Origin of the sequence: Paracoccus sp. (in: a-proteobacteria) (assembly GCF_030604785.1) — a bacterium.
Lineage (GTDB): Bacteria > Pseudomonadota > Alphaproteobacteria > Rhodobacterales > Rhodobacteraceae > Paracoccus.
Genome location: NZ_JAUVVF010000024.1, coordinates 20,982 through 42,026 on the forward strand (window position 1 = coordinate 20,982; position 21,045 = coordinate 42,026).

At 69.4% G+C, this 21,045-nt stretch carries 20 protein-coding genes and 1 pseudogene; 13 read left to right on the forward strand and 8 right to left on the reverse strand.

All coding sequences use genetic code 11. The features are described from left to right. Positions 1 to 65 precede the first annotated feature (65 nt). From QAR72_RS09365 to QAR72_RS09390, 6 genes are read left to right on the forward strand one after another with little or no spacing between them, the layout of a single operon-like run. Complete coding sequence (locus tag QAR72_RS09365; RefSeq protein WP_304617106.1) at positions 66 to 1,103, forward strand: hemin-degrading factor; 1,038 nt, start codon at positions 66 to 68, stop codon at positions 1,101 to 1,103. After that, positions 1,100 to 1,939 (forward strand): heme/hemin ABC transporter substrate-binding protein, encoded by an 840-nt coding sequence (locus tag QAR72_RS09370; RefSeq protein ID WP_304617107.1) that lies wholly within the window; start codon positions 1,100 to 1,102, stop codon positions 1,937 to 1,939. Before QAR72_RS09365 ends, QAR72_RS09370 begins: the two co-directional genes overlap by 4 nt. Next, positions 1,939 to 3,003 carry a FecCD family ABC transporter permease gene (locus tag QAR72_RS09375; protein ID WP_304617108.1) on the forward strand — a complete coding sequence of 355 codons (1,065 nt, stop codon included), beginning with the start codon at positions 1,939 to 1,941 and terminating at the stop codon, positions 3,001 to 3,003. Before QAR72_RS09370 ends, QAR72_RS09375 begins: the two co-directional genes overlap by 1 nt. Further along, complete coding sequence (locus tag QAR72_RS09380) at positions 3,000 to 3,788, forward strand: heme ABC transporter ATP-binding protein (protein WP_304617109.1); 789 nt, start codon at positions 3,000 to 3,002, stop codon at positions 3,786 to 3,788. Before QAR72_RS09375 ends, QAR72_RS09380 begins: the two co-directional genes overlap by 4 nt. Before the next feature lie 42 nt (positions 3,789 to 3,830). Continuing rightward, positions 3,831 to 4,436: a molybdenum cofactor guanylyltransferase MobA gene (gene mobA, locus QAR72_RS09385; RefSeq protein ID WP_304617110.1), complete on the forward strand. Its 606-nt coding sequence runs from the start codon at positions 3,831 to 3,833 to the stop codon at positions 4,434 to 4,436. A 34-nt stretch (positions 4,437 to 4,470) separates the two neighbouring features. Next, positions 4,471 to 5,358, forward strand: a complete 888-nt coding sequence (locus QAR72_RS09390) for a molybdopterin guanine dinucleotide synthesis (protein ID WP_304617111.1) — start codon at positions 4,471 to 4,473, stop codon at positions 5,356 to 5,358. On the opposite strand, the gene QAR72_RS09395 is transcribed toward QAR72_RS09390, so the two are convergent. After that, positions 5,298 to 6,320 (reverse strand): LacI family DNA-binding transcriptional regulator, encoded by a 1,023-nt coding sequence (locus QAR72_RS09395; RefSeq protein WP_304617112.1) that lies wholly within the window; start codon positions 6,318 to 6,320, stop codon positions 5,298 to 5,300. The genes QAR72_RS09390 and QAR72_RS09395 overlap by 61 nt on opposite strands. Positions 6,321 to 6,516: 196 nt before the next feature. Between QAR72_RS09395 and QAR72_RS09400 the strand changes: the two genes are divergently transcribed. Together QAR72_RS09400 and QAR72_RS09405 are read left to right on the forward strand one after the other, a co-directional pair. Continuing rightward, positions 6,517 to 7,227, forward strand: a complete 711-nt coding sequence (locus tag QAR72_RS09400; RefSeq protein WP_304617113.1) for a TspO/MBR family protein — start codon at positions 6,517 to 6,519, stop codon at positions 7,225 to 7,227. Positions 7,228 to 7,253: 26 nt separating this feature from the next. Further along, complete coding sequence (locus tag QAR72_RS09405; protein ID WP_304617114.1) at positions 7,254 to 7,790, forward strand: glutathione peroxidase; 537 nt, start codon at positions 7,254 to 7,256, stop codon at positions 7,788 to 7,790. Between the two features lie 4 nt (positions 7,791 to 7,794). Here the strand turns inward: QAR72_RS09405 and QAR72_RS09410 are convergent, their stop codons facing one another. Together QAR72_RS09410 and QAR72_RS09415 are read right to left on the reverse strand one after the other, a co-directional pair. Beyond that, positions 7,795 to 8,463: an SDR family NAD(P)-dependent oxidoreductase gene (locus QAR72_RS09410; RefSeq protein WP_304617115.1), complete on the reverse strand. Its 669-nt coding sequence runs from the start codon at positions 8,461 to 8,463 to the stop codon at positions 7,795 to 7,797. A 15-nt stretch (positions 8,464 to 8,478) separates the two neighbouring features. Continuing rightward, positions 8,479 to 9,855, reverse strand: a complete 1,377-nt coding sequence (locus QAR72_RS09415) for a cryptochrome/photolyase family protein (protein ID WP_304617116.1) — start codon at positions 9,853 to 9,855, stop codon at positions 8,479 to 8,481. 158 nt (positions 9,856 to 10,013) lie between these two features. Between QAR72_RS09415 and cobA the strand changes: the two genes are divergently transcribed. Together cobA and QAR72_RS09425 are read left to right on the forward strand one after the other, a co-directional pair. After that, entirely contained in the window at positions 10,014 to 10,769 is a 756-nt protein-coding gene (cobA, locus tag QAR72_RS09420; RefSeq protein ID WP_304617117.1) for a uroporphyrinogen-III C-methyltransferase, read from the forward strand. A gap of 127 nt (positions 10,770 to 10,896) precedes the next feature. Beyond that, positions 10,897 to 14,523: a calcium-binding protein gene (locus QAR72_RS09425; RefSeq protein WP_304617132.1), complete on the forward strand. Its 3,627-nt coding sequence runs from the start codon at positions 10,897 to 10,899 to the stop codon at positions 14,521 to 14,523. Here QAR72_RS09425 and queG read toward each other — a convergent pair. The 4 genes and pseudogenes from queG to QAR72_RS09445 all read right to left on the reverse strand — a co-directional run bounded on the left by queG (position 14,520) and on the right by QAR72_RS09445 (position 17,489). Then, complete coding sequence (gene queG, locus QAR72_RS09430) at positions 14,520 to 15,494, reverse strand: tRNA epoxyqueuosine(34) reductase QueG (protein ID WP_304617133.1); 975 nt, start codon at positions 15,492 to 15,494, stop codon at positions 14,520 to 14,522. The two genes, QAR72_RS09425 and queG, sit on opposite strands and share 4 nt — an antisense overlap. Positions 15,495 to 15,639: 145 nt before the next feature. Further along, positions 15,640 to 16,320: pseudogene (gene fzlA / locus QAR72_RS09435) on the reverse strand (FtsZ-binding protein FzlA); the annotation flags it as partial. A gap of 61 nt (positions 16,321 to 16,381) precedes the next feature. Further along, positions 16,382 to 17,143, reverse strand: coding sequence for a monofunctional biosynthetic peptidoglycan transglycosylase (gene mtgA, locus QAR72_RS09440; RefSeq protein ID WP_304617118.1), 762 nt, complete (start codon positions 17,141 to 17,143; stop codon positions 16,382 to 16,384). 46 nt (positions 17,144 to 17,189) lie between these two features. Next, positions 17,190 to 17,489, reverse strand: a complete 300-nt coding sequence (locus QAR72_RS09445) for a PRC-barrel domain-containing protein (protein WP_304617119.1) — start codon at positions 17,487 to 17,489, stop codon at positions 17,190 to 17,192. 156 nt (positions 17,490 to 17,645) lie between these two features. Here QAR72_RS09445 and QAR72_RS09450 point away from each other — a divergent pair, with 156 nt between their 5' ends. From QAR72_RS09450 to QAR72_RS09460, 3 genes are read left to right on the forward strand one after another with little or no spacing between them, the layout of a single operon-like run. Further along, the gene (locus tag QAR72_RS09450) at positions 17,646 to 18,200 is read left to right on the forward strand and encodes a GbsR/MarR family transcriptional regulator (protein ID WP_219828676.1); all 555 of its coding nucleotides are present in this window, start codon (positions 17,646 to 17,648) and stop codon (positions 18,198 to 18,200) included. 3 nt (positions 18,201 to 18,203) lie between these two features. Next, entirely contained in the window at positions 18,204 to 19,589 is a 1,386-nt protein-coding gene (locus QAR72_RS09455) for a cytochrome ubiquinol oxidase subunit I (RefSeq protein ID WP_304617120.1), read from the forward strand. A gap of 7 nt (positions 19,590 to 19,596) precedes the next feature. After that, entirely contained in the window at positions 19,597 to 20,607 is a 1,011-nt protein-coding gene (locus tag QAR72_RS09460) for a cytochrome d ubiquinol oxidase subunit II (protein WP_304617134.1), read from the forward strand. A 44-nt stretch (positions 20,608 to 20,651) separates the two neighbouring features. On the opposite strand, the gene QAR72_RS09465 is transcribed toward QAR72_RS09460, so the two are convergent. Then, positions 20,652 to 21,044, reverse strand: coding sequence for a hypothetical protein (locus QAR72_RS09465; RefSeq protein ID WP_304617121.1), 393 nt, complete (start codon positions 21,042 to 21,044; stop codon positions 20,652 to 20,654). Position 21,045: the final 1 nt, after the last annotated feature.

Here is a 21,045-nt window from a genome sequence, read left to right on the forward strand (position 1 = left end):
ATGTCAAGAATAGCGTCCAGCCCGTCAGCCAGATGCCCCCGAACTGCATTGGATCGAGGCCTGACATGAACGACCTGACGCCCGCGCGCCTGCGCGAACTGAAACGCGACGCCGCCCTGCGCCCCTATGACCTTGCCGCGCAGCTTGGCCTGTCCGAGGCCGCCCTGGTCGAGGCCGAGCTTGGCCATGGCGCAACCCGCATCGACCCGATTCCGGGGCGCCTGATCCCGGCGGTGCAGGCCCTGGGCGAGGTGATGGCCCTGACGCGCAACCGGTCCTGCGTGATCGAGAAGATCGGCACCTACAATGACTTCCATGACGGCGATCACGCCGCGATGACGCTGGACCCGGAAATCGACCTGCGGATATTTCCGCGCCACTGGGTCCATGCCTTCGCGGTTCAGCTGGACACGCCATCCGGAACGCGCCGGTCGGTGCAGGTCTTCGATGCGGCGGGCGCTGCGGTCCACAAGGTGCATCTGCGCGAGACCAGCGATCTGTCAGCGTGGGAGCGGCTGCGGACGGATCTGGCGCTGCCCGATCAGCACGGGCTGTCGGAATACGCCCCAGCCCCCGCCCCCGAAGGCGCCCGCATCGCGCCCGACCGGGCTGACGCCCTGCGCACCGAATGGGCGGCGATGACCGACACGCACCAGTTCAACACGCTGGTCCGGCGGCTCAAGATGAACCGGCTGGGCGCCTATCGGCTGGTGCGCGCGCCCTGGGCGCGGCCTCTGGCGGTGGCGGCGTCGGATGCGATGTTCCGCGCCCTGCTGGATCAGGGCCAGCAGGTCATGCTGTTCGTCGGCAATATGGGCTGCATCCAGATCCATTCCGGCCCCGTGCAAAGCCTGAAACCGATGGGGCCGTGGCTGAACGTGATGGATGCGCGCTTCAACCTGCATCTTCGCGCCGACCATGTGGCCGAGGTCTGGGCGGTCGAGAAACCCACCAGGCGCGGCCCGGCCCTGTCGGTCGAGGCCTTCGACGCGGCGGGCGAGCTGATCTGGCAGTGTTTCGGCATGCGTCCCGAAAAGGGCGGCGATGCCGAGGGCTGGGCGGCGCTGGTCGCGTCCCTGCCGGGCGTCGAGGTCCCCGCATGAGGGGTGCGGCGCTTCTGCTGGCGGCGCTGGCCCTGCCCTCGGTCGCGCTGGCCGACCGGGTTCTGGCCCTTGGCGGCGCGGTGACGGAAACCGTTCACCTGCTGGGCCAAGGCGACCGGCTGGTGGCGCGCGACACGACGTCGAGCTATCCGCCCGAGGTGCTGGACCTGCCCGATGTGGGCTATGTCCGCGCGCTCTCGCCCGAGGGCGTGCTGTCGGTGCGCCCCGACCTGATCATCGCCGAGGAAGGCGCAGGCCCGCCCGAAACGGTGGACATCCTGAAAGCGGCGGGCGTCCCGTTCCACCAGATCGCCTCGGGCGAGGATGAGGCCTCGGTGATCGCCCGGATCGAGGCGGTCGCCGCTGCGCTTGGCACGCCCGAGGCCGCCGCCGCGCCTCTGGCGGCGATTCGCGCCGATTTCGCCGCGCTGGAGGCCGCGCGCGATGCGGTTGATCAGCCCGCCCGCGTCATGTTCATCCTGTCGCTGCAAGGCGGGCGGGTGCTGGCGGCGGGGCAGGAGAACGGCGCCGATGCGATGCTGCGCCTTGCCGGCGCCGAGAATGCCGTGACGGGCTTTTCCGGCTACAAGCCCCTGACCGACGAGGCGATCACCGCCGCCGCGCCCGACATCATCCTGATGATGAACCGGGGCGAGGCCGACAGCGATCACGGCGCCTCGGATGCGGCGCTCTTGGCCATGCCCGCTATCAGCACCACCCCCGCCGCGCAGCACGGCCGGGTGATTCGCATGGACGGGCTGTATCTGCTGGGCTTCGGCCCCCGGACCGGGCAGGCCGCGCTGGACCTGCACCGCGCCCTCTACGAGGCCCCGTGATGGTCGCCACCGAGATGGGCCTGCGCCTCGAAGGCGACCGGCGCCATATCGGGCGCATGGTCGGGATGTGCCTGCTGGCGGCGCTGCTGTTCGTGTCGGCCCTGTCGCTGATGCAGGGCGCCTCGGGCGTGTCGGGGCTGGCGGTGCTGCGCGACCTGATCGCGGGGCGCGAGGTCGCCGTGACCGACCGGGTCGTGCTGTTGCAGATCCGCCTGCCGCGCCTGCTGACGGGCGCGCTGGTCGGCGCGGGTCTTGCCGTGTCGGGTGCGGTGATGCAGGGGCTGTTCCGCAACCCTCTGGCCGATCCGGGCCTGCTGGGCGTCAGCGCGGGCGCCGGGCTGGGCGCCATCGCGGCGATCGTTCTGGGCGGGATGCTGCCGCCCGCCATCGCGGCCTTCGCGGGCTGGCATCTGGTGCCGCTGGCAGCCTTTGCAGGCGGCTGGGTCGCCATGCTGGTGCTTTACGCGGTGGCGACGCGGGGCGGGCAGACCTCGGTCGCGACGATGCTGCTGGCGGGGATCGCGCTGGCCGCGATGGTGGGCGCGCTGTCGGGGCTGATCGTCTATTCCGCCGATGACGCGCAGCTGCGCGACCTGACCTTCTGGGGGATGGGCTCGCTGGCCGGGGCCAGCTGGACCAAGCTGGCCGCCGCCGCTCCCGTCATCCTGGCCGGGCTGGCCTGCGCGCCCTTTCTGGCGCGCGGCCTGAACGCGCTGGCTTTGGGCGAGGCCGTGGCCGCCCATACCGGCATCCGCGTCCAGCGCGTCAAGGCGGCGGCGATCCTGGGAACCTCGGCGGCGACGGGGGCCTCGGTCGCGATCTCGGGCGGGATCGGCTTTGTGGGCATCGTGGCGCCGCATCTTCTGCGGCTGATCCAGGGGCCGGATCATCGCTGGCTCTTGGTCAATTCCGGCCTTCTGGGCGCGACCATGCTGATCGCGGCGGACATGATCAGCCGCAGCATCGTGGCGCCCGCCGAATTGCCCATCGGGATCATCACCGCCGTCATCGGCGGGCCGTTCTTCCTGTGGGTGCTGCTGTCGAACCGCAAGGTGCTGGGATGAGCCTGACCGCATCCGCCCTGCAGGTCGCGCTGTCGGGGCGCATGGTCCTGCACGGCGTCGATCTGACCGCTAAGGCTGGGCAGGTGACGGCGATCATCGGGCCGAACGGCTCGGGCAAGACGACGCTGATGCGCGCGCTGACCGGCGAGGTCGCGCCGCAGGCGGGCCGCGTCACGCTGAACGGCGCCGACATCGCCGGCCAGCCGCCCGAGGCGCTGGCCCGCCAGCGCGCCGTCCTGCCGCAGCACAGCGCCATCGGCTTTCCCTTCACCGCGTCCGAGATCGTGGGCATCGCGCTGGACGGGCTGCCCATCCCCGCCACCGAGCGCGCCGTGCTGATCCGTGCCGCCCTGGCCGAGGTCGGACTGGCCGGTCATGCCGGGCGGCTGTGGCAGGACATGTCGGGCGGCGAGCAGCAGCGCGCGCAACTGGCCCGCGCGCTGGCCCAGATCCGGGCGCTGCCCCGCCCGGACGGACCGCCCCGCTGGCTGATGCTGGACGAGCCCGTCAGCAGCCTTGATATCGCGCACCAACTGGCCGTGATGCGTCTGGCGCGCCGGCACGCGCAGGCGGGCGGCGGCACGGTGGCGGTGATGCACGACCTGAACCTGACCGCGATGGCCGCCGATCACGTCCTGCTGCTGCAATCGGGCCGCGTCCTGGCCGAGGGACCGCCCGATCTGGTCCTGACCGACCGGCTGCTTGAGCGCGCCTATGGCTGCCCCCTGCGGGTGCGCCACGCCCCCGATCAGGGCGTCTGGCTGCTGCCGCAAAGCGCGGCCTGAAGGGGGCTTGCCCTTCCACGGCGCCTTGCCCAATCTGGCGCGATGATGATGCCCGTGACGATCCTGGCCGGGGGCAGCGCCCGGCGTATGGACGGCGCTGCCAAGCCGCTTCTGCCGCTTGGCGGGCGGCCCATTCTGACGCATCTGCTGGACCGGCTGCGACCGCAGGCGGGTCCGGTCGCGCTGAACGTGAACGGTCCGGCAGGGGCCTATGCGGGCCATGGCCTGCCGATCCTGCCCGACCCGGTCGAGGGCCGGCCCGGTCCCCTGGCCGGGGTCCTGGCGGCGATGGATTGGGCGGCGGGCCTGGGGGCGCCCGCCGTGGTGACGGTGGCGGGCGACACGCCCTTTCTGCCCGCCGATCTGGTGGCGCGCCTGACGCGGGCGGCGGGGCCTTCGGGGCTGGCGGTGGCGGCCAGCGGTCAGGGCGCGGCGATCCGCGATCATCCGGTTATCGGGCTCTGGCCGGTGGCCCTGCGCGACGATCTGGCCGTGACGCTGGCGCGCGGCGAAAGACGGGTGCGCGACGTGAGCCTGCGCCACGGGGCAGGGCAGGCGGTCTGGGATTGCGACCCGTTCGATCCGTTCATGAACGTCAACACCCCCGCCGATCTGGCCTGCGCCGAGGCATTGCTTGCCGCTCTTTGACCGGATCCTGATCCTTGACTGGTCGGCCGCCGGAATGCCGCGACGCGGCCGCGATTCGATCTGGATCGGCAGCGACCGCGCTGCCGCGATCAATCCCGAGACCCGGCAGAGGGCGTGGAAGCTGCTGGGCTGCGCGCTGTCGCGGGCGCGCAAGGCGGACGAGCGGGTTCTGGTCGGCGCGGATTTCGCCTTTGGCCATCCAACGGGGCTGGCGCGGCGGATCACCGGGCAGGACGGCGCGCTGGCCCTGTGGGATCATCTGGGCGCGGCCCATCGGGACGATGCGCGGAACCGCAGCAATTACCGCGATCTGGCGGCGGCGATGAATCGCGCGCTTGGGCAGCCGGTCTTCTGGGGCGACGGGCGCAAGGAGCCGACGCCCGACCTGCCGCGCCTGAAACCCCCGCCCCATCCCGACCTGTCCCCGCATCGCGCGACCGAGGCCGCCAGCGGCGCGGCGCGTCCGAAATCGGTCTTTCAGCTGGCCGGGGCGGGCGCGGTCGGCGCGCAAAGCCTGACCGGGATCGCCTGGCTGAACCGGCTGCGCCGGGTGCCCGGCCTTGCCATCTGGCCCTTTCAGCCCTGCGACCCGGCGCGCGTGGTGCTGGTCGAGGTCTATCCTTCGCTGATCGGGCAGGCCGTCCGCGCGGCCGAGGGGTTTGCCTGCCGTGATGCGGCCGAAGTCACCTTACTGGCCCATGCCCTGCGCCATCTGGACGATGCCGATGCGCTGGCCCCGCTGATGCATCCGCATCCCGCGATCACGGCGCCGGCCGATGAGGGGCAGATCCTGGGCTTCGGCCATCAGCCCGCGCTGGAGGCCGCCGCCGCCGCCGTGCTGGCGGCCCGGCCCTGGCGGCATCAGCAGCTGGGCGGCGCGGTCGAACGGCCGACGACCAGTTCCGCCTCGAGCAATTCCTGAACGGGGGTCGGGTCGTCGGTCTCGATCCGGTGGATCAGCATGGCGGCGATGCGCCGCCCCGCCAGCCGCACCGAGGACCGCATCGCCGTGAATTCCGGCACCGCGTCACGGTTGCTGTAATAGGACAGGTCGTCGTCGAAGCAGACCACCGACAGGTCGCGGCCCAGTTGCAGCCCCGATTCCTGCGCGGCCTGACGCACACCCTCGGCGATCATCGTCGAGGAACACAGGATCGCCGTCGGGCGCGGGTCCTGCTGCAAAAGGTGCCGCGTCGCCGCATAGCCATGCGCGACCGTCATCTCGCCGCCCGGCATGTCGGGTCCGGGCGTCAGCCCCGCATCGCGCAGCGCGTTCAGATAGCCCTCGCGGCGGCGATGGGCAAAATCCATCCGCTCGTCCCCGTTGATCAGGGCGATGCGCCTGTGGCCCAGCTGGATCAGGAAGCCCGTCGCGCGCTCGAAGGCGCGGCGGTTGTTCACGTCCACCCAGGAATAGGGCTCGGACCGGCCCGAGACGCGGCCATGCACCACATAGGGCATTCCCAGCTTGTCCAGCAGCGCGGGGCGCGGGTCGTCATGGCGGGTGAATTGCACGATGACGCCGCCGACCATCTGCCGCGACTTGAGGCTGCGATAGGCGGCTTCCTGTTCGTCATCGGGCAGGACGGTCAGGTTGATCTCGTATTTGTGCTGGGCGCATTCCTCGCCGACCCCGGCCAGGAAATCGGCATAGATCGGGCTGACGATCTCGTTCCGGCCGGTGATCGGGATGACGCAGCTGATGACCGGCGCGCGGCCCATCGCCAGAAAGCGGGCATGGGCGTTCGGGCTGTAGCCATGTTCGCGCGCGGCGGCGATCAGGCGCGCGCGCGTCTGTTCGTTCACCTCGGGATGGCCGTTCAGCGCGCGGCTGACGGTGGTTTGCGACATGCCCACCAGCCGGGCGAATTCCTTGAGCCTCATGTCCTGCTTGCCGTCGGGTCGGGTTCGTTCAGGGAAGGCGGCGCCCCCTCCTGCGCCGCGATCTCGCCGCCGCATGGCGCGGCGCGAAACGATCATAGACGCCAGACGCTTACCGGCGCAAGCATCGCAAGGGTCGACCGGAACGCGCATCCGGCGCGTGCGTTGTGCCCCTGTCCCCATGCATCGAGGAGAGAGCATGAGCAACCGCGCCCTGGCCCTTGCCGTCCTGATCGCCGCCATCGCCTTTGCGGCATCGCCGGTGATCTTTCCCGAATTCGCGGGCTACCGTCCCGAACTGTTCCCGATTCCGCAAGAGAACCCGCCCGTGCAGCCTGCGGGCTGGGCCTTCTCGATCTGGGGGGTGATCTATGCGTGGTTGATCCTGGGCGCGGGCTACGGGTTTTGGCGCCATGCCGATGACGGGGACTGGCGTCCGATGCGGTTGTGGCTGCTGGCAAGCCTGGCCGTCGGCTTCTTCTGGATCCCGGTCGCGAACCGCCTGCCGGGTCTGGCCACCCTGATGATCCTAGTGATGATGGCCACGGCGGTCACGGCCATGATCCGGGCCGGGCGCGGGCATCCCTGGCTGGAGGGGCGGCCCGTCGCGCTTTATGCGGGGTGGCTGACGGCGGCCTCGGGTGTGTCCATCGGCGTCTGGCTGGGCGGGCATGGCTGGCTGTCGCCGCAGGCTGCCGCGATCCTGTGCCTGATCGGCATCGCCGTGGCCGCCTTGGCGATCCAGTCGCGCCAGCCGCTGGAATGGGCCTATCCGACGGCGGTGATCTGGGCGCTTCTGGGCGTCGTTGCCGCGAATGCGCCGCGCGGAAACTGGGTGATCGTCGCGCTGGCCGCCCTGGCCGCGATTGCGCTGTCCGGTCGCATCTGCCAGGCTTACGCTCGAAGATAGGCTTCACGCATCAACAGGAGGCTCTGATGCGTCGTCGTGTATTTCTTGGGCTGGCCGCCGCGATGGGCGCGCTGACGGGCCGCGCGAGTGCGGCCGAGGCGCCGGGCTTCACCTTTCCCTCGATCGACGGGGGCGAACTGGACAGCATGGCGTGGCGCGGCCAGCCGGTTCTGGTGGTGAACACGGCCTCGCTGTGCGGCTTTTCCGGCCAGCTGCGCGAGATGCAGTCCCTGCACGAGACCTATGGCCCGCAGGGTCTGGTCGTGCTGGCCGTGCCGTCCAATGACTTCAACCAGGAGCTGGCGACCGGGGCCGAGGTCCGCGAATATTGCGAGATGGAATACGGGATCGACCTGCCCATGACCGACATCCTGCCGGTCGCGCGCGGCGAGGTTCATCCCTTCTATGCCTGGGTCCGCCAGCAAACGGGCTTCGTGCCGAAGTGGAACTTTGCCAAGGTTCTGCTGGGGCCGGACGGGCAGGTGATCGGCACTTGGAATTCCTTCACCCGACCGGGTGCGGATTCGATCCGTCAGGGCTTTGCGCCGCATCTGCGCGGCTGAGCCCTCACCACGGGACGATCTGACCCTTCCAGTCGCGGAAGCTGCCGCTGTCATCCGGCGTCAGGGCCGCGATCACGTCCAGCAGCGCGCGCGCGCTTTCATCGGGGCTGATCGTCGGATGGCGCGCGGCGTATTTCGCCGTCAGCGGCGTCGCCACCGTCCCGGGATGCAGCGCGACCAGCACGGCGCGGGGATTGCGCCGACGCCATTCGATCGCGGCCGTGCGGATGATCTGGTTCTGCGCGGCCTTGGCGGCGCGATAGGACACCCAGCCCCCCAGCCCGTTATCCCCGATCGACCCGACCCGCGCCGAAAGCGAGGCCAGCACGGGCCGCCCCTCGCGCGACAGCAGCGGCGCGAAATGGCGGATGACCAGCGCGACGCCCGTGGCGTTCAGCGCGAAATGCGCGGCCATGGCCTCGGGGTCCAGCGCGTCCATGGTCTTTTCCGGCTGCCGGCCGTCGATCACCAGCGCCCCGGTCGCGTTGAAGATCAGGTCAAAGCGCTGGTCGGCCAGCGCCTGCGCCTGGGCGGCAACGGTTGCGGGACGGGTCAGGTCCAGCCCGTCAGCGCTGCGCGACAGGCCGGTGACCGTCACGCCCCGGGCCCGCAGCCTGTCGGCCAGCGCCGCGCCGACCCCGCCCGAAACACCAAGGATCAGTGCCTTTTCCATCCCGTCGCCTCCTTGTCAGGATTTCAGGTCCTCATAGGCCGTCAGCGCCCGCGCCCGCCCCTGCGCCAGCGAGATCGACGGCACCGCCCGCCGCGTCAGGTCGATCTTCCATGACCGGGGCGCGGCGGCGGCGAAATCACGCGCGCCCTCGCCCGTCGGGCGCATCCAGTGGTCGCGATAGGCGCATTTCGGGTCGAACTTGTCGCCCTGACCGTCGGGGTTGAAGACCCGGAAGAACGGCGAGGCATCCGGCCCGCAGCCTGCCACCCATTGCCAGTTCATCGCATTCGAGGCCGGGTCCCAGTCGGTCAGGCAGCGGGCGAACCAGTCCAGCCCGACGCGCCAATGGGTCAGCAGGTGCTTGGTCAGGTAGCTGGCCGTGATCATCCGCACGCGGTTGTGCATCCGGCCCGTCGCATAAAGCTCCCGCATTCCGGCATCGACCATGGCGACGCCTGTCTGGCCGCGCCGCCAGCATTCCGCATCGGCATTGTCGCGCTTCCATGGAAAGCGGTCCCATTCCTCGCGCCAGCAACGCTGGTCCATCTGCGGCGATTCGTGCAGCAGGTCGCGGGCGAATTCGCGCCAGGCGAGTTCCGACAGGAAGCCCTCGGCGCCCGCCCGGCCGTCCTGAAAGGCGGGCAGGGCGCGGTGCCAGACGCGCCGGGCGCTGATCTCGCCCACGGCCAGCGCATCGGCGAGGCCGGATGTGGCGCGGGGCCGGAAGGGGTGGTTGCGATGCGTGTCGTAATCCGGCAGCGGGCCGTCCAGGAATTCCGACAGGCGGGCATGGGCCTCGTCCTCGCCGGGGCGGGTATGGCGGGCGACCACGTCCCAGCCCCGGTCCATCGCCGCCCGCGCCTCGGGCCAGTCCAGGCCGTCGCTGTCGGGCCAGTCATCGGGCGAGGACAGGCGGGGCGCGTCCTGCGGCGGGGCGATGTCCTGCTGGCGCAGCGCCTTCCAGAAGGGGGTGAACACCTTGTAGGGCCCGCCCGTCTGCGTCCGCAGGCTGGCCCGTTCCACCAGATCGGCCAGCGGATGCAGGTGCAGGCTGGCCCTGCCGCGTTCCACCGCCGCCCGAAGCCCGTGATCCGAGGCGAAGGGAAAGCCGGTGCTGGCATGAATCTGCGTGGCGCCGGTGTCGCGCAGGACGGCCTCGATCACCTCGGCGGGGGTGCCGCGCCGGACGATCAGGCGGCTGCCGCGCTGGCGCAGGCTGGCATCCAGACGCGGCAGCGACAGGGCCTGCCGCATGGCGCTGGCCGGGTGGTCTGCGGCCTCGGCCGGATCGAGGATCACCAGCGGGATCACCGCGCCCGCTTTGGCCGCCGCGATCAGCGCGGGGTGATCGTCAAGACGCAGGACGCGCCGGAACCAGCAGATGACCGTCATGTTTGCCCCCTTCCGTTGCATCACCACGCCCGAAAGCGTCGAAAAGTTTCCCGATCACGCCCTGCTTTCGGCGGCAAGGGGATGCGCGCCATTGTCACACCGGGCTGGGCTGCTATAGCTGTCGGCCTGACAAGGCCAGCACAAGGATGCCCCACAGCGTGACCGAAACGCCGCCAGGAACCGGGCTTGTCTCGCTGGTCTCTGCCGGGCCGGGCGATCCCGAGCTGTTGACGCTGAAGGCCGCGCGGCGTCTGGCCGAGGCCGAGGTGGTGCTGTTCGACGACCTCGCCTCTGGTCCCGTTCTGGATCACGCCAATCCGCAGGCCGAGCTGATCGCGGTGGGCAAGCGGGCCGGCCGACCCTCGGCCCGGCAAGAGGCCGTGAACCGGCTGATCGTGGATCACGCCCGGTCGGGGCGCCGCGTCGTGCGGCTGAAATCGGGCGATGCGGGCATCTTCGGACGGCTGGAAGAGGAACTGGTCGCGCTGGCGCAGGCCGGTATCCCGTTCGAGATCGTTCCGGGCGTGACGACCGCCAGCGCGGCGGCGGCGGCGGCGGGGATGCCGCTGACCCGGCGGCTGACCGCGCGGCGGCTGCAATTCGTCACCGGCGCCGACGTGACCGGCCAATTGCCGCAGGACGTGAACTGGGCCGCCCTGGCCGATCCGCAGGCCACCACGGCGGTCTTCATGGGCCAGCGCAGCTTTCCCGCGCTGGTGGCGGGCCTTCGCGCGCATGGCCTGCCCGGCGACACGCCCGCTTTGTTCGCCGAGGCCGTCGGCCATCCCGGCCAGCGGCTGGAGCCGACCACGATCGAGGCCCTTGCCCGGCGTCTGAAGGGTGTCGTGCCCGACCAGCCGGCGCTGATCCTCTATGGTCCGCTGGCGCTGTCCGAGGGCGAGAAACAGGGTTAACCCCCTGTAAATCATGACGATCCGTTAAAATCCAAGCAAAAGCGGGGCTGTTCAGGCTAGCGCGAAGCCCCCATCCTGCCGGTGCAGAACCCGGTCTGGTCCGGGGCCATCGCAGCCGTTGAACATCATGATCACCTATCGCCACGTGACCATGTTCGGGGTCACGCAACAACGCTGGCTGTCCAACGTCACCGATCTGGCGATTGCCGAATCGGGTGGGCAGTTCATGCTGTTCGCGGCGACCCAGATCGGCGGCGGGCTGACGAGCTATGCGATCAGCCATCCCGACCAGCCGCTGCAGATGCTGCGAAACCGGGCCTATCTGGACAATTTCAGCTATTCCGGCCCGCCCGAGATCACGCTGCTGTCGATCGGCGGGCGCAACCTGCTGCACCTGGGCCAGCTGGGCGGCGCGACCAATCTGGCCGTGACCTATCGGATGGATAACGGCGCGATGCCGGCCTTCGGCACGGCCTTCCCCTCGGGCCTGCCCGCAGGTCGGATCACGGCGATGGAGCAGGTGTCGCTGCCGGGAGGCGATTTCGTGCTGATCGCGCAGGGCGGGCTGACGCTGAGCCTGCATCGCGTGGGCGCGGATGGCGGGCTGGTGCGGCAATCCTCGCTGACCATCCCGACGCCCGACCGCGCCACCCCCGGCGCGCAGATCGACCAGGTGGCGGTGGCGCAGGTCGATGGCCAGACCGTCGTGGTCACCATCTCCGGGAACGGCAATTTCGTCTCGACGCATCTTGTCTCGGACAGCGGCCATATCGGGCCGGGCAATCTGCATGTCGCGGCCCGCGGCATGGGCTACGACCAGCCCTCGCAATTGAAGGTGGTCGAGGTCGGGGGCAGCACCTTCGTCATCCTTGGATCGGGCGGGTCGAACTCGATCTCGGTCTTCCGGCTGGACGGTCAGGGGCGGCTGACCGGCACCGACCACATCATCGACGAACGGACGACGCGCTTCCAATCCGTCACCGCCATGGAAAGCGTCCAGGTGGACGGCCGCACCCTGTTGTTCGTGGGCGGCGCGGATGACGGGATCTCGGTCTTCACGCTGCTGCCGGACGGGCGGCTGCTGCACCTGCTGACCATCGAGGACACGAACGGCACCACGCTGGCCAATGTCGGCGTGATCCGGGCGGTGGTGGTCGAGGGGCGCGTGATGCTGTTCGTGACCAGCACCACCGAGACCGGGATCACGCAATTCGTCTTTGACCCCGGCCGGATCGGGCTGACGAGGCAGGTCGGCGCGGGCGCGCAGGGCGGGACCACCGGCAACGACCTGCTGCTGGCAGGACCCGACACGACGCGGCTGTCGGGGGGCGCGGGCGACGACATCCTGGTGACCGCCGGGCGCCAGATCAGCCTGACGGGCGGCGACGGGCGGGACCTGTTCGTCGTGACGCGCATGCGAGGGACCGTCACCATCACCGATTACGAGCCGGGCATCGACCGGCTGGACCTGGCGCTTCTGGGCAATGTCCGCAGCATCTGGCAGCTGCGCTTCGTCCCGACCAGCACTGGCGTCCTGATCGTCGCGGGCGAGGTGGTGATCGACATCCAGACCCGCAACGGCCGGTCGCTGACCATCGGCGATTTCTCGAACGAGATGCTGTTTCCCGTCTCGCATTACCTGCTGCCGGAACTGGACCCGTCCCGCATCCGCCCCGAGGACACGCCTTCGGACATGCCCGAATGGCTGTTCGGCACCGAGGGGCCGGACCTGCTGCTGGGCGGCCCCCGCCCCGAGATGATCAATGCAGGCGGCGGCAACGACACCGTCTCGGCCGGCGGGGGCAATGACACGGTGCGGGCCGGGGCCGGAAATGACGTGGTGCGCGGGGGCGAGGGCAATGACCTCATCTACGGCGGTGCGGGGCGGGACACGCTGTTCGGGGATGGCGGCGACGACGTCCTGCACGGAGAGGACGGGAGCGACACGCTCTATGGCGGCGAGGGCAACGACACGCTGCATGGCGGCGGCGGCGACGACCTGCTTTATGGCGGCAACGGCAATGACCGGCTGTTCGGCGGTCCGGGCAACGACACCCTGTCGGGCGAGGCCGGCAACGATTATCTCGAGGCGCTGCAGGGCAACAACCGCCTGCTGGGCGGGCCGGGCAACGACACGCTGGTTGCCGGAGCGGGCTCTGATTACCTGAACGGCGGCAGCGGCAATGACCTGCTGCGGGGCGGCGGCGGGGCGGACACGCTGCTGGGCGAGGACGGCAACGACACGCTCTATGGCGAGGACGGAAACGACTCGCTGGAAGGCGGCAATGGCGACGACCAGCTATTCGGGGACGAGGGCAACGACACGCTGCGCGGCGGCGCGGGGCGCGACCGGCTGTATGGCGGCGGCGGCAACGATCAGCTTTGGGGCGATGACGGGGATGACACGCTCTGGGGGCATGCGGGCGACGACGTGCTGCGCGGCGGGACCGGCAATGACGTCCTGTTCGGCGGGGCCGGGCGCGACCTGCTGTTCGGCGAGGACGGCGACGATGTCCTGCACGGCGAGGATGGTGACGATTCGCTCAGCGGCGGCCGGGGCAACGACACGCTGCACGGGGGCGCGGGCAATGACCAGCTTTGGGGTGACGACGGCAACGACCTGCTGATGGGCGGCGCGGGAGACGACACGCTGCGCGGCGGGCTGGGCAACGACACGATGCAGGGCGATCTGGGCAACGATCTGCTGATCGACGATCTGGGCGACAACCTCTTTGACGGCGGGGCAGGCAATGACACGATCCGCGCGGGGCCCGGGCGCGACACGATCCTGGGCGGCGAGGGCAACGATCTGGCCTTTGGCGGTGACGGCAACGATGTCATCGATGGCGGGCCGGGCGACGACATCCTGCATGGCGAGGGCGGCGATGACCGCCTTCTGGGGGGCGCCGGCAATGATCGCCTGTTCGGCGGCCCGGGGCGCGACACGCTGATGGGCGGTTCGGGCAATGACACTCTGTTCGGCGGGATCGGCAACGATCTCTTGCAGGACCTGATCGGCAACAACCGCTTCGAGGGCGGGCCGGGCAACGACACGATCCGCGCCGGGGCGGGGCGCGACACGATCCTGGGCGGGACCGGCGCCGATCTCGTCTATGCGGGTGGTGGCAATGACCGCGTCCTTGGCGGGCCGGGGGATGACACGCTTTATGGCGGCGCCGGCGACGACACGATCGAGGGCGGGAACGGCAATGACCGGATCTTCGGCGGCGGCGGCAATGACCGACTGCTGGGCGGGCCGGGTGCCGACATCATCCTGGGCGGGCCGGGCCATGATCTTCTGATGGGCGGGATGGGCAATGACACGCTGGAAGGCGGCACGGGCCGGGACACCTTGCGCGGGGGGCCGGGACACGACCTGCTGCGCGGCCAGATGGGCAACGATCTTCTCGAAGGCGGCGACGGCAATGACACGCTGGTCGGCGGCCTTGGCGCCGATACTCTGATCGGCGGGCGGGGGCGCGACATCTTCCGCGTTCTGGGCCGCAATGACAGCCCCGTCGATGCGCCCGACCTGATCCGTGACTTCACGCGCGGCGAGGACCGGCTGGACCTGTCCTTCCTGCGCGTCAGCTATATGGGGCAGGGCGGGCATTCTGGCGAACGCTCGGTCCGGTGGCAGGTCTCGGGCAACGAGACGCATGTCTGGATCGATCTGGACGGGGACCGCCGCGCCGACATGCTGATCCGCCTTGAAGGCATGAGCGGCCTCGGCGCCGAGGATTTCCTGTTCTAGCCGCCTTCCAGCCGCGCGCAGGCCCACCGCGCGGCATCGGCCACGGTGGCGTCCGGGTCCTGCAGCAGCGCCGCCGCCACGGGCCGCAGGTCGGGCAGGCCCGAATTGCCGATGGCGTAAAGCACGTTGCGCACAAAGCGGTCGCGCCCGATCCGCTTGATCGGGCTGCCCGAAAACCGCGCCCGAAAGCCCCCATCGTCCAGCGCCGCCAGTTCCGCCAGCAGCGGCGCGTCGATGATGCCGCGATAGCGCATCTCCGATCCGGCCTGCGCGAACTTGTTCCACGGGCAGACCGCTAGGCAATCGTCGCAGCCATAGATCCGGTTGCCCATCAGCGGCCGCAGCTCGGGATCGACCGGCCCCTTGTGCTCGATCGTCAGGTAGGAAATGCAGCGCCGCGCATCCAGCCGGAAGGGCGCCGGAAAGGCGCCGGTCGGGCAGGCATCCAGACAGGCGCGGCAGGACCCGCAATGCTCGCGCTCGGGTGCGTCGGGCGGCAGGGGCAGGGTGGTGAAGATCGCGCCCAGAAAGAACCAGCTGCCCAGGTCGCGCGACAGAAGGTTGGTGTGCTTGCCCTGCCAGCCCAGCCCCGCCGCCTGCGCCAAGGGCTTTTCCATCACCGGCGCCGTGTCCACGAAAACCTTGATCTGATGGCCCGGCGCACGTTCCAGCAACCAGCGGCCCAACTGCTTCAGCCGCTTCTTGACCAGATCGTGATAATCGCGCCCCTGCGCGTAGACGCTGACCGCCGCCCGGTCTGGCTGGTCCAGCACCGCCAGCGGGTCGGTCTCGGGGGTGTAAAGCTCGGCCAGCATGATGACCGACCGCGCCTCGGGCCACAGGGCGGCGGGGTCGGCGCGCCACGCGCTGCGCTCGGCCATCCAGCCCATCTGTCCGTGATGCCCGGCCTCCAGAAAGGCCGCCAGCCGCGCGGGCAGTTCGGGCAGTGCGTCAGGCCGGGTGACGCCCATCGCGGCAAAGCCGATCGCGTGGGCCTCGGCCTCGATCTCGGTGCGGGCCTGGTGCCAGTCGGTGGGATCGGTGCCGTCCGGGGGGGTCCGGGGGGCCGGCCCCCCGGCGGTCGCGGGACGCAACCGTCCCGCCGGCGGCGTACCCGAAATCCAGCTCGGCATAATGGGGGGCCGGATGGATGCCCGGCACCTGATCGGCCAAGACCGAGCGGAAGGCCGGCCGAGACTTGATCGTCGCATACCAGTCGCGCAGCGTCTCGGACCGGTCCCAGTCCACATCCGAGATGTAGTCGAGGCACGAGAAATGCGCCGCCGCCGTGAAATCGGCAAGGCTCAGCGTGTTGCCCGCCAGCCAGCGCCGCGTCTCCAGCAGGGTGGTCAGATAGTCGATATGCTCCTTGATGGCGCGCAGCCCGTCCTTGACCACGCGGCTGTCGGGATAGCCCTGCCGGGTCAGCTTCTTCCAGACGCGCTCGCCCAGGATGGGCTGGGTGACTTCGGCGTTGAACTTGTCGTCGAACCAGGCGCAGAGACGCCGGACCTCGTGCCGTTCAAGCGGCGTCTGCGGCATCAGGGGCGGGGCGGGCACGGCCTCGTCCAGATATTCGACGATGGCCTGGCTTTCCGCCAGCATGTTGCCGCGATAGCGCAGCACCGGCAGCTTGCCCGCCGGGTTGCGCCGCTTCAGGTCGGGCGGATTCTCCCAATAGCGTTCCTCGACCAGTTCGACCTCGATCTTCTTCTCGGCCAGAACCAGCCGCACCTTGCGCGAATAGGGCGAAAGCGCGGTGTGATAGAGTCGCGTGGTCTGGGTGTTTGTATTCATTGACTGCTCGGGACCCCTTCGTGTCGCAACGGCGCCTTGATACGCCCGGCCCCCCGGCCTTTCAACCGCCGGACGGTTCGCGGCCGCGCGGCTGGAAGCAATCTGCCCGTCCGTCGCGCAGGATCGTGGCCGCGCCATCCGCGATCGCCCGCGAACGGGTCGAGGCACGATCCGTTCGCCGCGTCTTGGGCGCGGGCAGGATCGCCGCCAGCCGCGCCGCCTGGGTCGGGGTCAGCCGGTCCGGCGTGGTGCCGAAATGATGGGCGGCGGCGGCATGGACGCCGAACACGCCCGGCCCGAACTCGGCCACGTTCAGATAGACCTCGAGAATGCGGCGCTTGGACCACAGCGCCTCGATCACCGGAGTGAGGCCCGTTTCCAGCGCCTTGCGCGTCCAGCTTCGTTCCTGCCACAGGAACACGTTCTTGGCCGTCTGCTGCGTGATGGTCGAGGCGCCCCGGCTGGACCCCGAAGCCACGACCTTGCGGATCTCGGACATGTCGAAACCCCAATGCAGGCAGAAATTCGCGTCTTCGGCCGCCACGACCGATCGTTGCATGACCGGCGCGATCTGATCCAGCGGAACCCAACGGCGTTCCGCCAGGGGATGGTCTCGGCGTTCGGTCAGCATGGTCCAGGTGACAGGCGGATTGACGAAGGCCAGGATCGCCACAAGCGCCAGCACCACCAGCCCCGCCCGCAGCGCCAGCCGGCGCAGGCCCGACAGGACGCGCAGCGCCAACGCAGAAAGGCCGCCCCGGCGGGGGGCGGCGTCCTCGGGGACGGGATCGTCCGGGATCGTGGCGGGCCGGCGCAGGCGCATGGCTGCGTGTCTCACGCGGCCCGCGCCTGCGTCAAGCGCGCCGTGGTCAGCCGTGGCGGTGTTCGGGCAGCGTCTTCAGCTCGTCCTTGCTGTAGCGGGTGAGGCCGTGAACCTCGCCATTCTCGTCGCGCATCATGTCCAGTTCCCGCAGCGGCACCATGACCGGCTTCGAGCCGATGCCAAGGATGCCGCCGACATCGACCACGACGCTCATGTCCGGCCCGGTGCCATGGGCATGGGCGATCGTGCCGACGGTTTCGCCTTCGGGGCCGTAGATCGGAGCGCCGGTCAGCACGGCCTCGGTCATCTCGTCCGGCGTCAGGCGGGGGTGATTTGCGTGGTCCATGATCGCTCCTTCTGTCTGGGGGCGGCCTTAACCGGCCAAGGGCGAGGTTGTTCCCGGCCGCCTGCGGGAAATGCGACAATCGGCCCGGTGGCGTTTCGGCATTCCTGCGCTATCTGGTATTTCAGAAATTTCCGAAATGACCGGAGCGCGTGAAGAATGAACATCTCCCCCCTCAGGCAGGAATTCATCCTGCATTTCGGCGAAATGGGGTCGCGGTGGGGCATCAACCGTACGGTCGGGCAGGTCTATGCGCTGCTGTTTCTGGCCGACGATCCGCTTTGCGCCGACGATATCGTGGCGGCGCTCGGCTTTTCGCGGTCCAATGTCTCGATGGCGCTGAAGGAATTGCAAAGCTGGAACCTTGTCCGGCTGCGCCACCGCCCTGACGACCGGCGCGACTTCTTCGCCACCCCGGACGATCTGTGGGAGATCGTCCGCACCCTTGTCGCCGAACGCCGCAAGCGCGAGATCGACCCCACCCTGACCAAGCTGCGCGAGCTGGCCATGACCCAGCCCGCCGAGGGCGATCTGGCCGCGCGCGCCCGGATCGACGAATTGCGCGCCGTCATCGAGCAGATGACCCATTTCCACGACGAGCTGAACCGCCTGGAGACCGAACGTCTGGTCGCGCTGCTGAACATGGGCGCCCGTCTCAACCGCATGATCGAAGGGGCCGGGCGCCTGATCCCCTTCCGCAAGGCAAAGGAGTAAACGATGGATCCCCTTATCCTGTCGCGGATCCAGTTCGCGGCAAACATCTCGTTCCACATCCTGTTTCCGACCATCACCATCGCGCTCGGCTGGGTGCTCTTGTTCTTCAAGCTGCGCTTCAACCGCACGGGCGACGAGAAATGGATGGATGCCTACCGGTTCTGGGTGAAGGTCTTTGCCCTGTCCTTTGCGCTTGGCGTCGTGTCGGGCATCACCATGTCGTTCCAGTTCGGCACCAACTGGCCGGGCTTCATGGAGGTCGTGGGCAACGTCGCCGGCCCGCTGCTGGCCTACGAGATCATGACCGCCTTCTTCCTAGAGGCCGCGTTCCTGGGGATCATGCTGTTCGGCTTCCGGCGCGTGCCCGGATGGCTGCACACGACCGCGACGGCGCTGGTGGCCTTCGGCACCACGCTGTCGGCCTTCTGGATCCTGGTGCTGAACAGCTGGATGCACACGCCTGCCGGGTTCGAGCTGCGTGACGGTGTCGTGCACGCGACCGACTGGTTCGCCATCATCTTCAACCCCTCCATGCCCTACCGGCTGGTTCATATGCTGCTGGCATCCGGCCTGACCGTGGCCTTCCTGATCGCCGGTCTGTCGGCCCTGCGCTGGATCTGGGGCGACCGGGGCGCCGAGGTCCGCGCCACACTGCGCTTCGGCGCCATCATGGGCGCGGTGCTGATCCCGATGCAGATCCTGGCCGGTGACTTCCACGGCCTGAACACGCTGGAGCATCAGCCCGCCAAGGTCGCCGCGATGGAGGGGAACTGGGAAACCCAGTCCCGCGTGCCGCTGGTCCTGTTCGCCATCCCCGATGAGGAAGCGCGCGAGAACCGCTTCGAGGTCGCGATCCCCGGCATGGCGTCGCTGATCCTCAAGCACGATTTCGACGGCGTCGTGCCGGGCCTGAACGATTTCGTCACCGAGGGCGGGGTGGTCGAGCATCCGCCCGTGGCGCCGGTCTTCTTCGCCTTTCGGGTGATGGTGGGTCTGGGCCTTGCGATGCTGGCCCTGTCCTGGTCGGCCCTGTGGTTCATGCGCCGCAAGCGCGGCATCGAGGGCCTGCCCAATGTCTATATCTACGCCTTCGCGGGCATGGCCTTCTCGGGCTGGGTCGCGACGCTGGCGGGCTGGTATGTGACCGAGATCGGGCGCCAGCCCTGGCTGGTGACGGGCGTTCTGACCACCGCCGAATCCGTGGCGGACGTGTCGGGCGGCATGGTCTTGTCCACGCTGCTGGCCTATCTGGCGGTCTATGCCCTGCTGACGGCGGCCTATCTGGGCGCGCTGACCTATCTGGCGCGCAAGGCCAGCCATGGCGGCCGCACCACCCCCGATCCCGCGCCGCGCGATGCCGGTATCGAAATCATGACCCCGGCGGAGTGATGCCATGATGAACCTGTTCGGAGACCCCGCCATCTGGCTGCCCTTCGCCTTTGCGGTGCTGATGGGCATCTCGATCCTGGTCTATGTCGTCCTCGACGGCTTCGACCTCGGCGTGGGGCTGCTGTTCCCCTTTGCCGAAGCCGACGAGCGCGACCGCATGGTCGCCTCGATCGGCCCGTTCTGGGACGCCAATGAGACCTGGCTGGTCATGGCAATCGGCATCCTGCTGGTCGCCTTTCCGGTCGCGCATGGCACGATCCTGACGGCGCTCTACCTGCCGGTCGCGGTGATGCTGATCGGGCTGATCCTGCGCGGCGTCGCGTTCGAGTTCCGCGTCAAGGCACCGACGCGCCATCGCAGCGCGTGGAACCGCGCCTTTTTCGCGGGCAGCCTGATGGCCTCGCTGTCGCAGGGCTTCATGCTGGGGCTCTATGTCACCGGGCTGGTCATCACGCCCGCGACCATCGCCTTTGGCATCCTCACGGCGCTGTTCCTGACCGTGGGCTACAGCTTCATCGGCGCAAGCTGGATCATCGCCAAGGCCGAGGGGCCGCTGCAACGCAAGGCGGTCGGCTGGGCGCGAGGCGGGATCTGGGGGGTGCTGTTCGGCATCGCCGCGATTTCGATGGCCACGCCGCTGGTCAGCGGTCGGATCTGGGACAAGTGGTTCTCGTTCCCGTCGATCCTGTATCTGTCGCCGCTGCCGATCCTGTCGGGGGTGCTGCTGTATCTGCTGTGGCGCGTCCTGCAGCGCCTGCCCCTGCCGGGCGACCGTTGGGCCTGGGCGCCGTTCACGATCGGCACCGGTCTGTTCATGATGGCCTTCGGCGGGCTGGCCTATTCCTTCTATCCCTATGTCGTCCCCGAGCGGATGACGATCTACGAGGCCGCCTCGGCCCCGGAAAGCCTGATCATCATTTTGGTCGGTGCGCTGATCGTCCTGCCGATCATCGCGGCCTATTCGATCCTCGCCTATACGGTCTTCCGCGGGAAGGCGACGCAGCTGACCTATTACTAGGGTCGGCCCTGCGGCCCGGCGCAAGGTCGGGCCGCAGGCTGGTATCAGTTCACGAAGGCGTCGATCAGTTCGACCACGGCCAGAACGCGCCGCGTCTGGGGATCGATGCGATAGGCGCGGTCGCCGTCGCGGTAATAGCGCCAGTCCGGGCTGGTCCGCAGATCGTAGCGGGCCGGGTCGCGGATCAGGATGTAATCGCCGACACGCAGCACATCGCCCACGCGCGGGCCGGATGCGCCCTGACGCGCCTGACCCGGCGGAATGCAGGGCGGGTTCTTCTTGGCCAGGCCGGGCGGGCAATGTCCTGCCTGCGCCAGATGGGCGTGATGCGGCCCCTTGCCATTGCCCTTGCCGGGACCGGCCATGGCGGGCGCCGCGGCGATGGACAGGGCCGCCGCCAGAAGGACGGCCACGGACGGAACGGTCTTCTTCTTCATC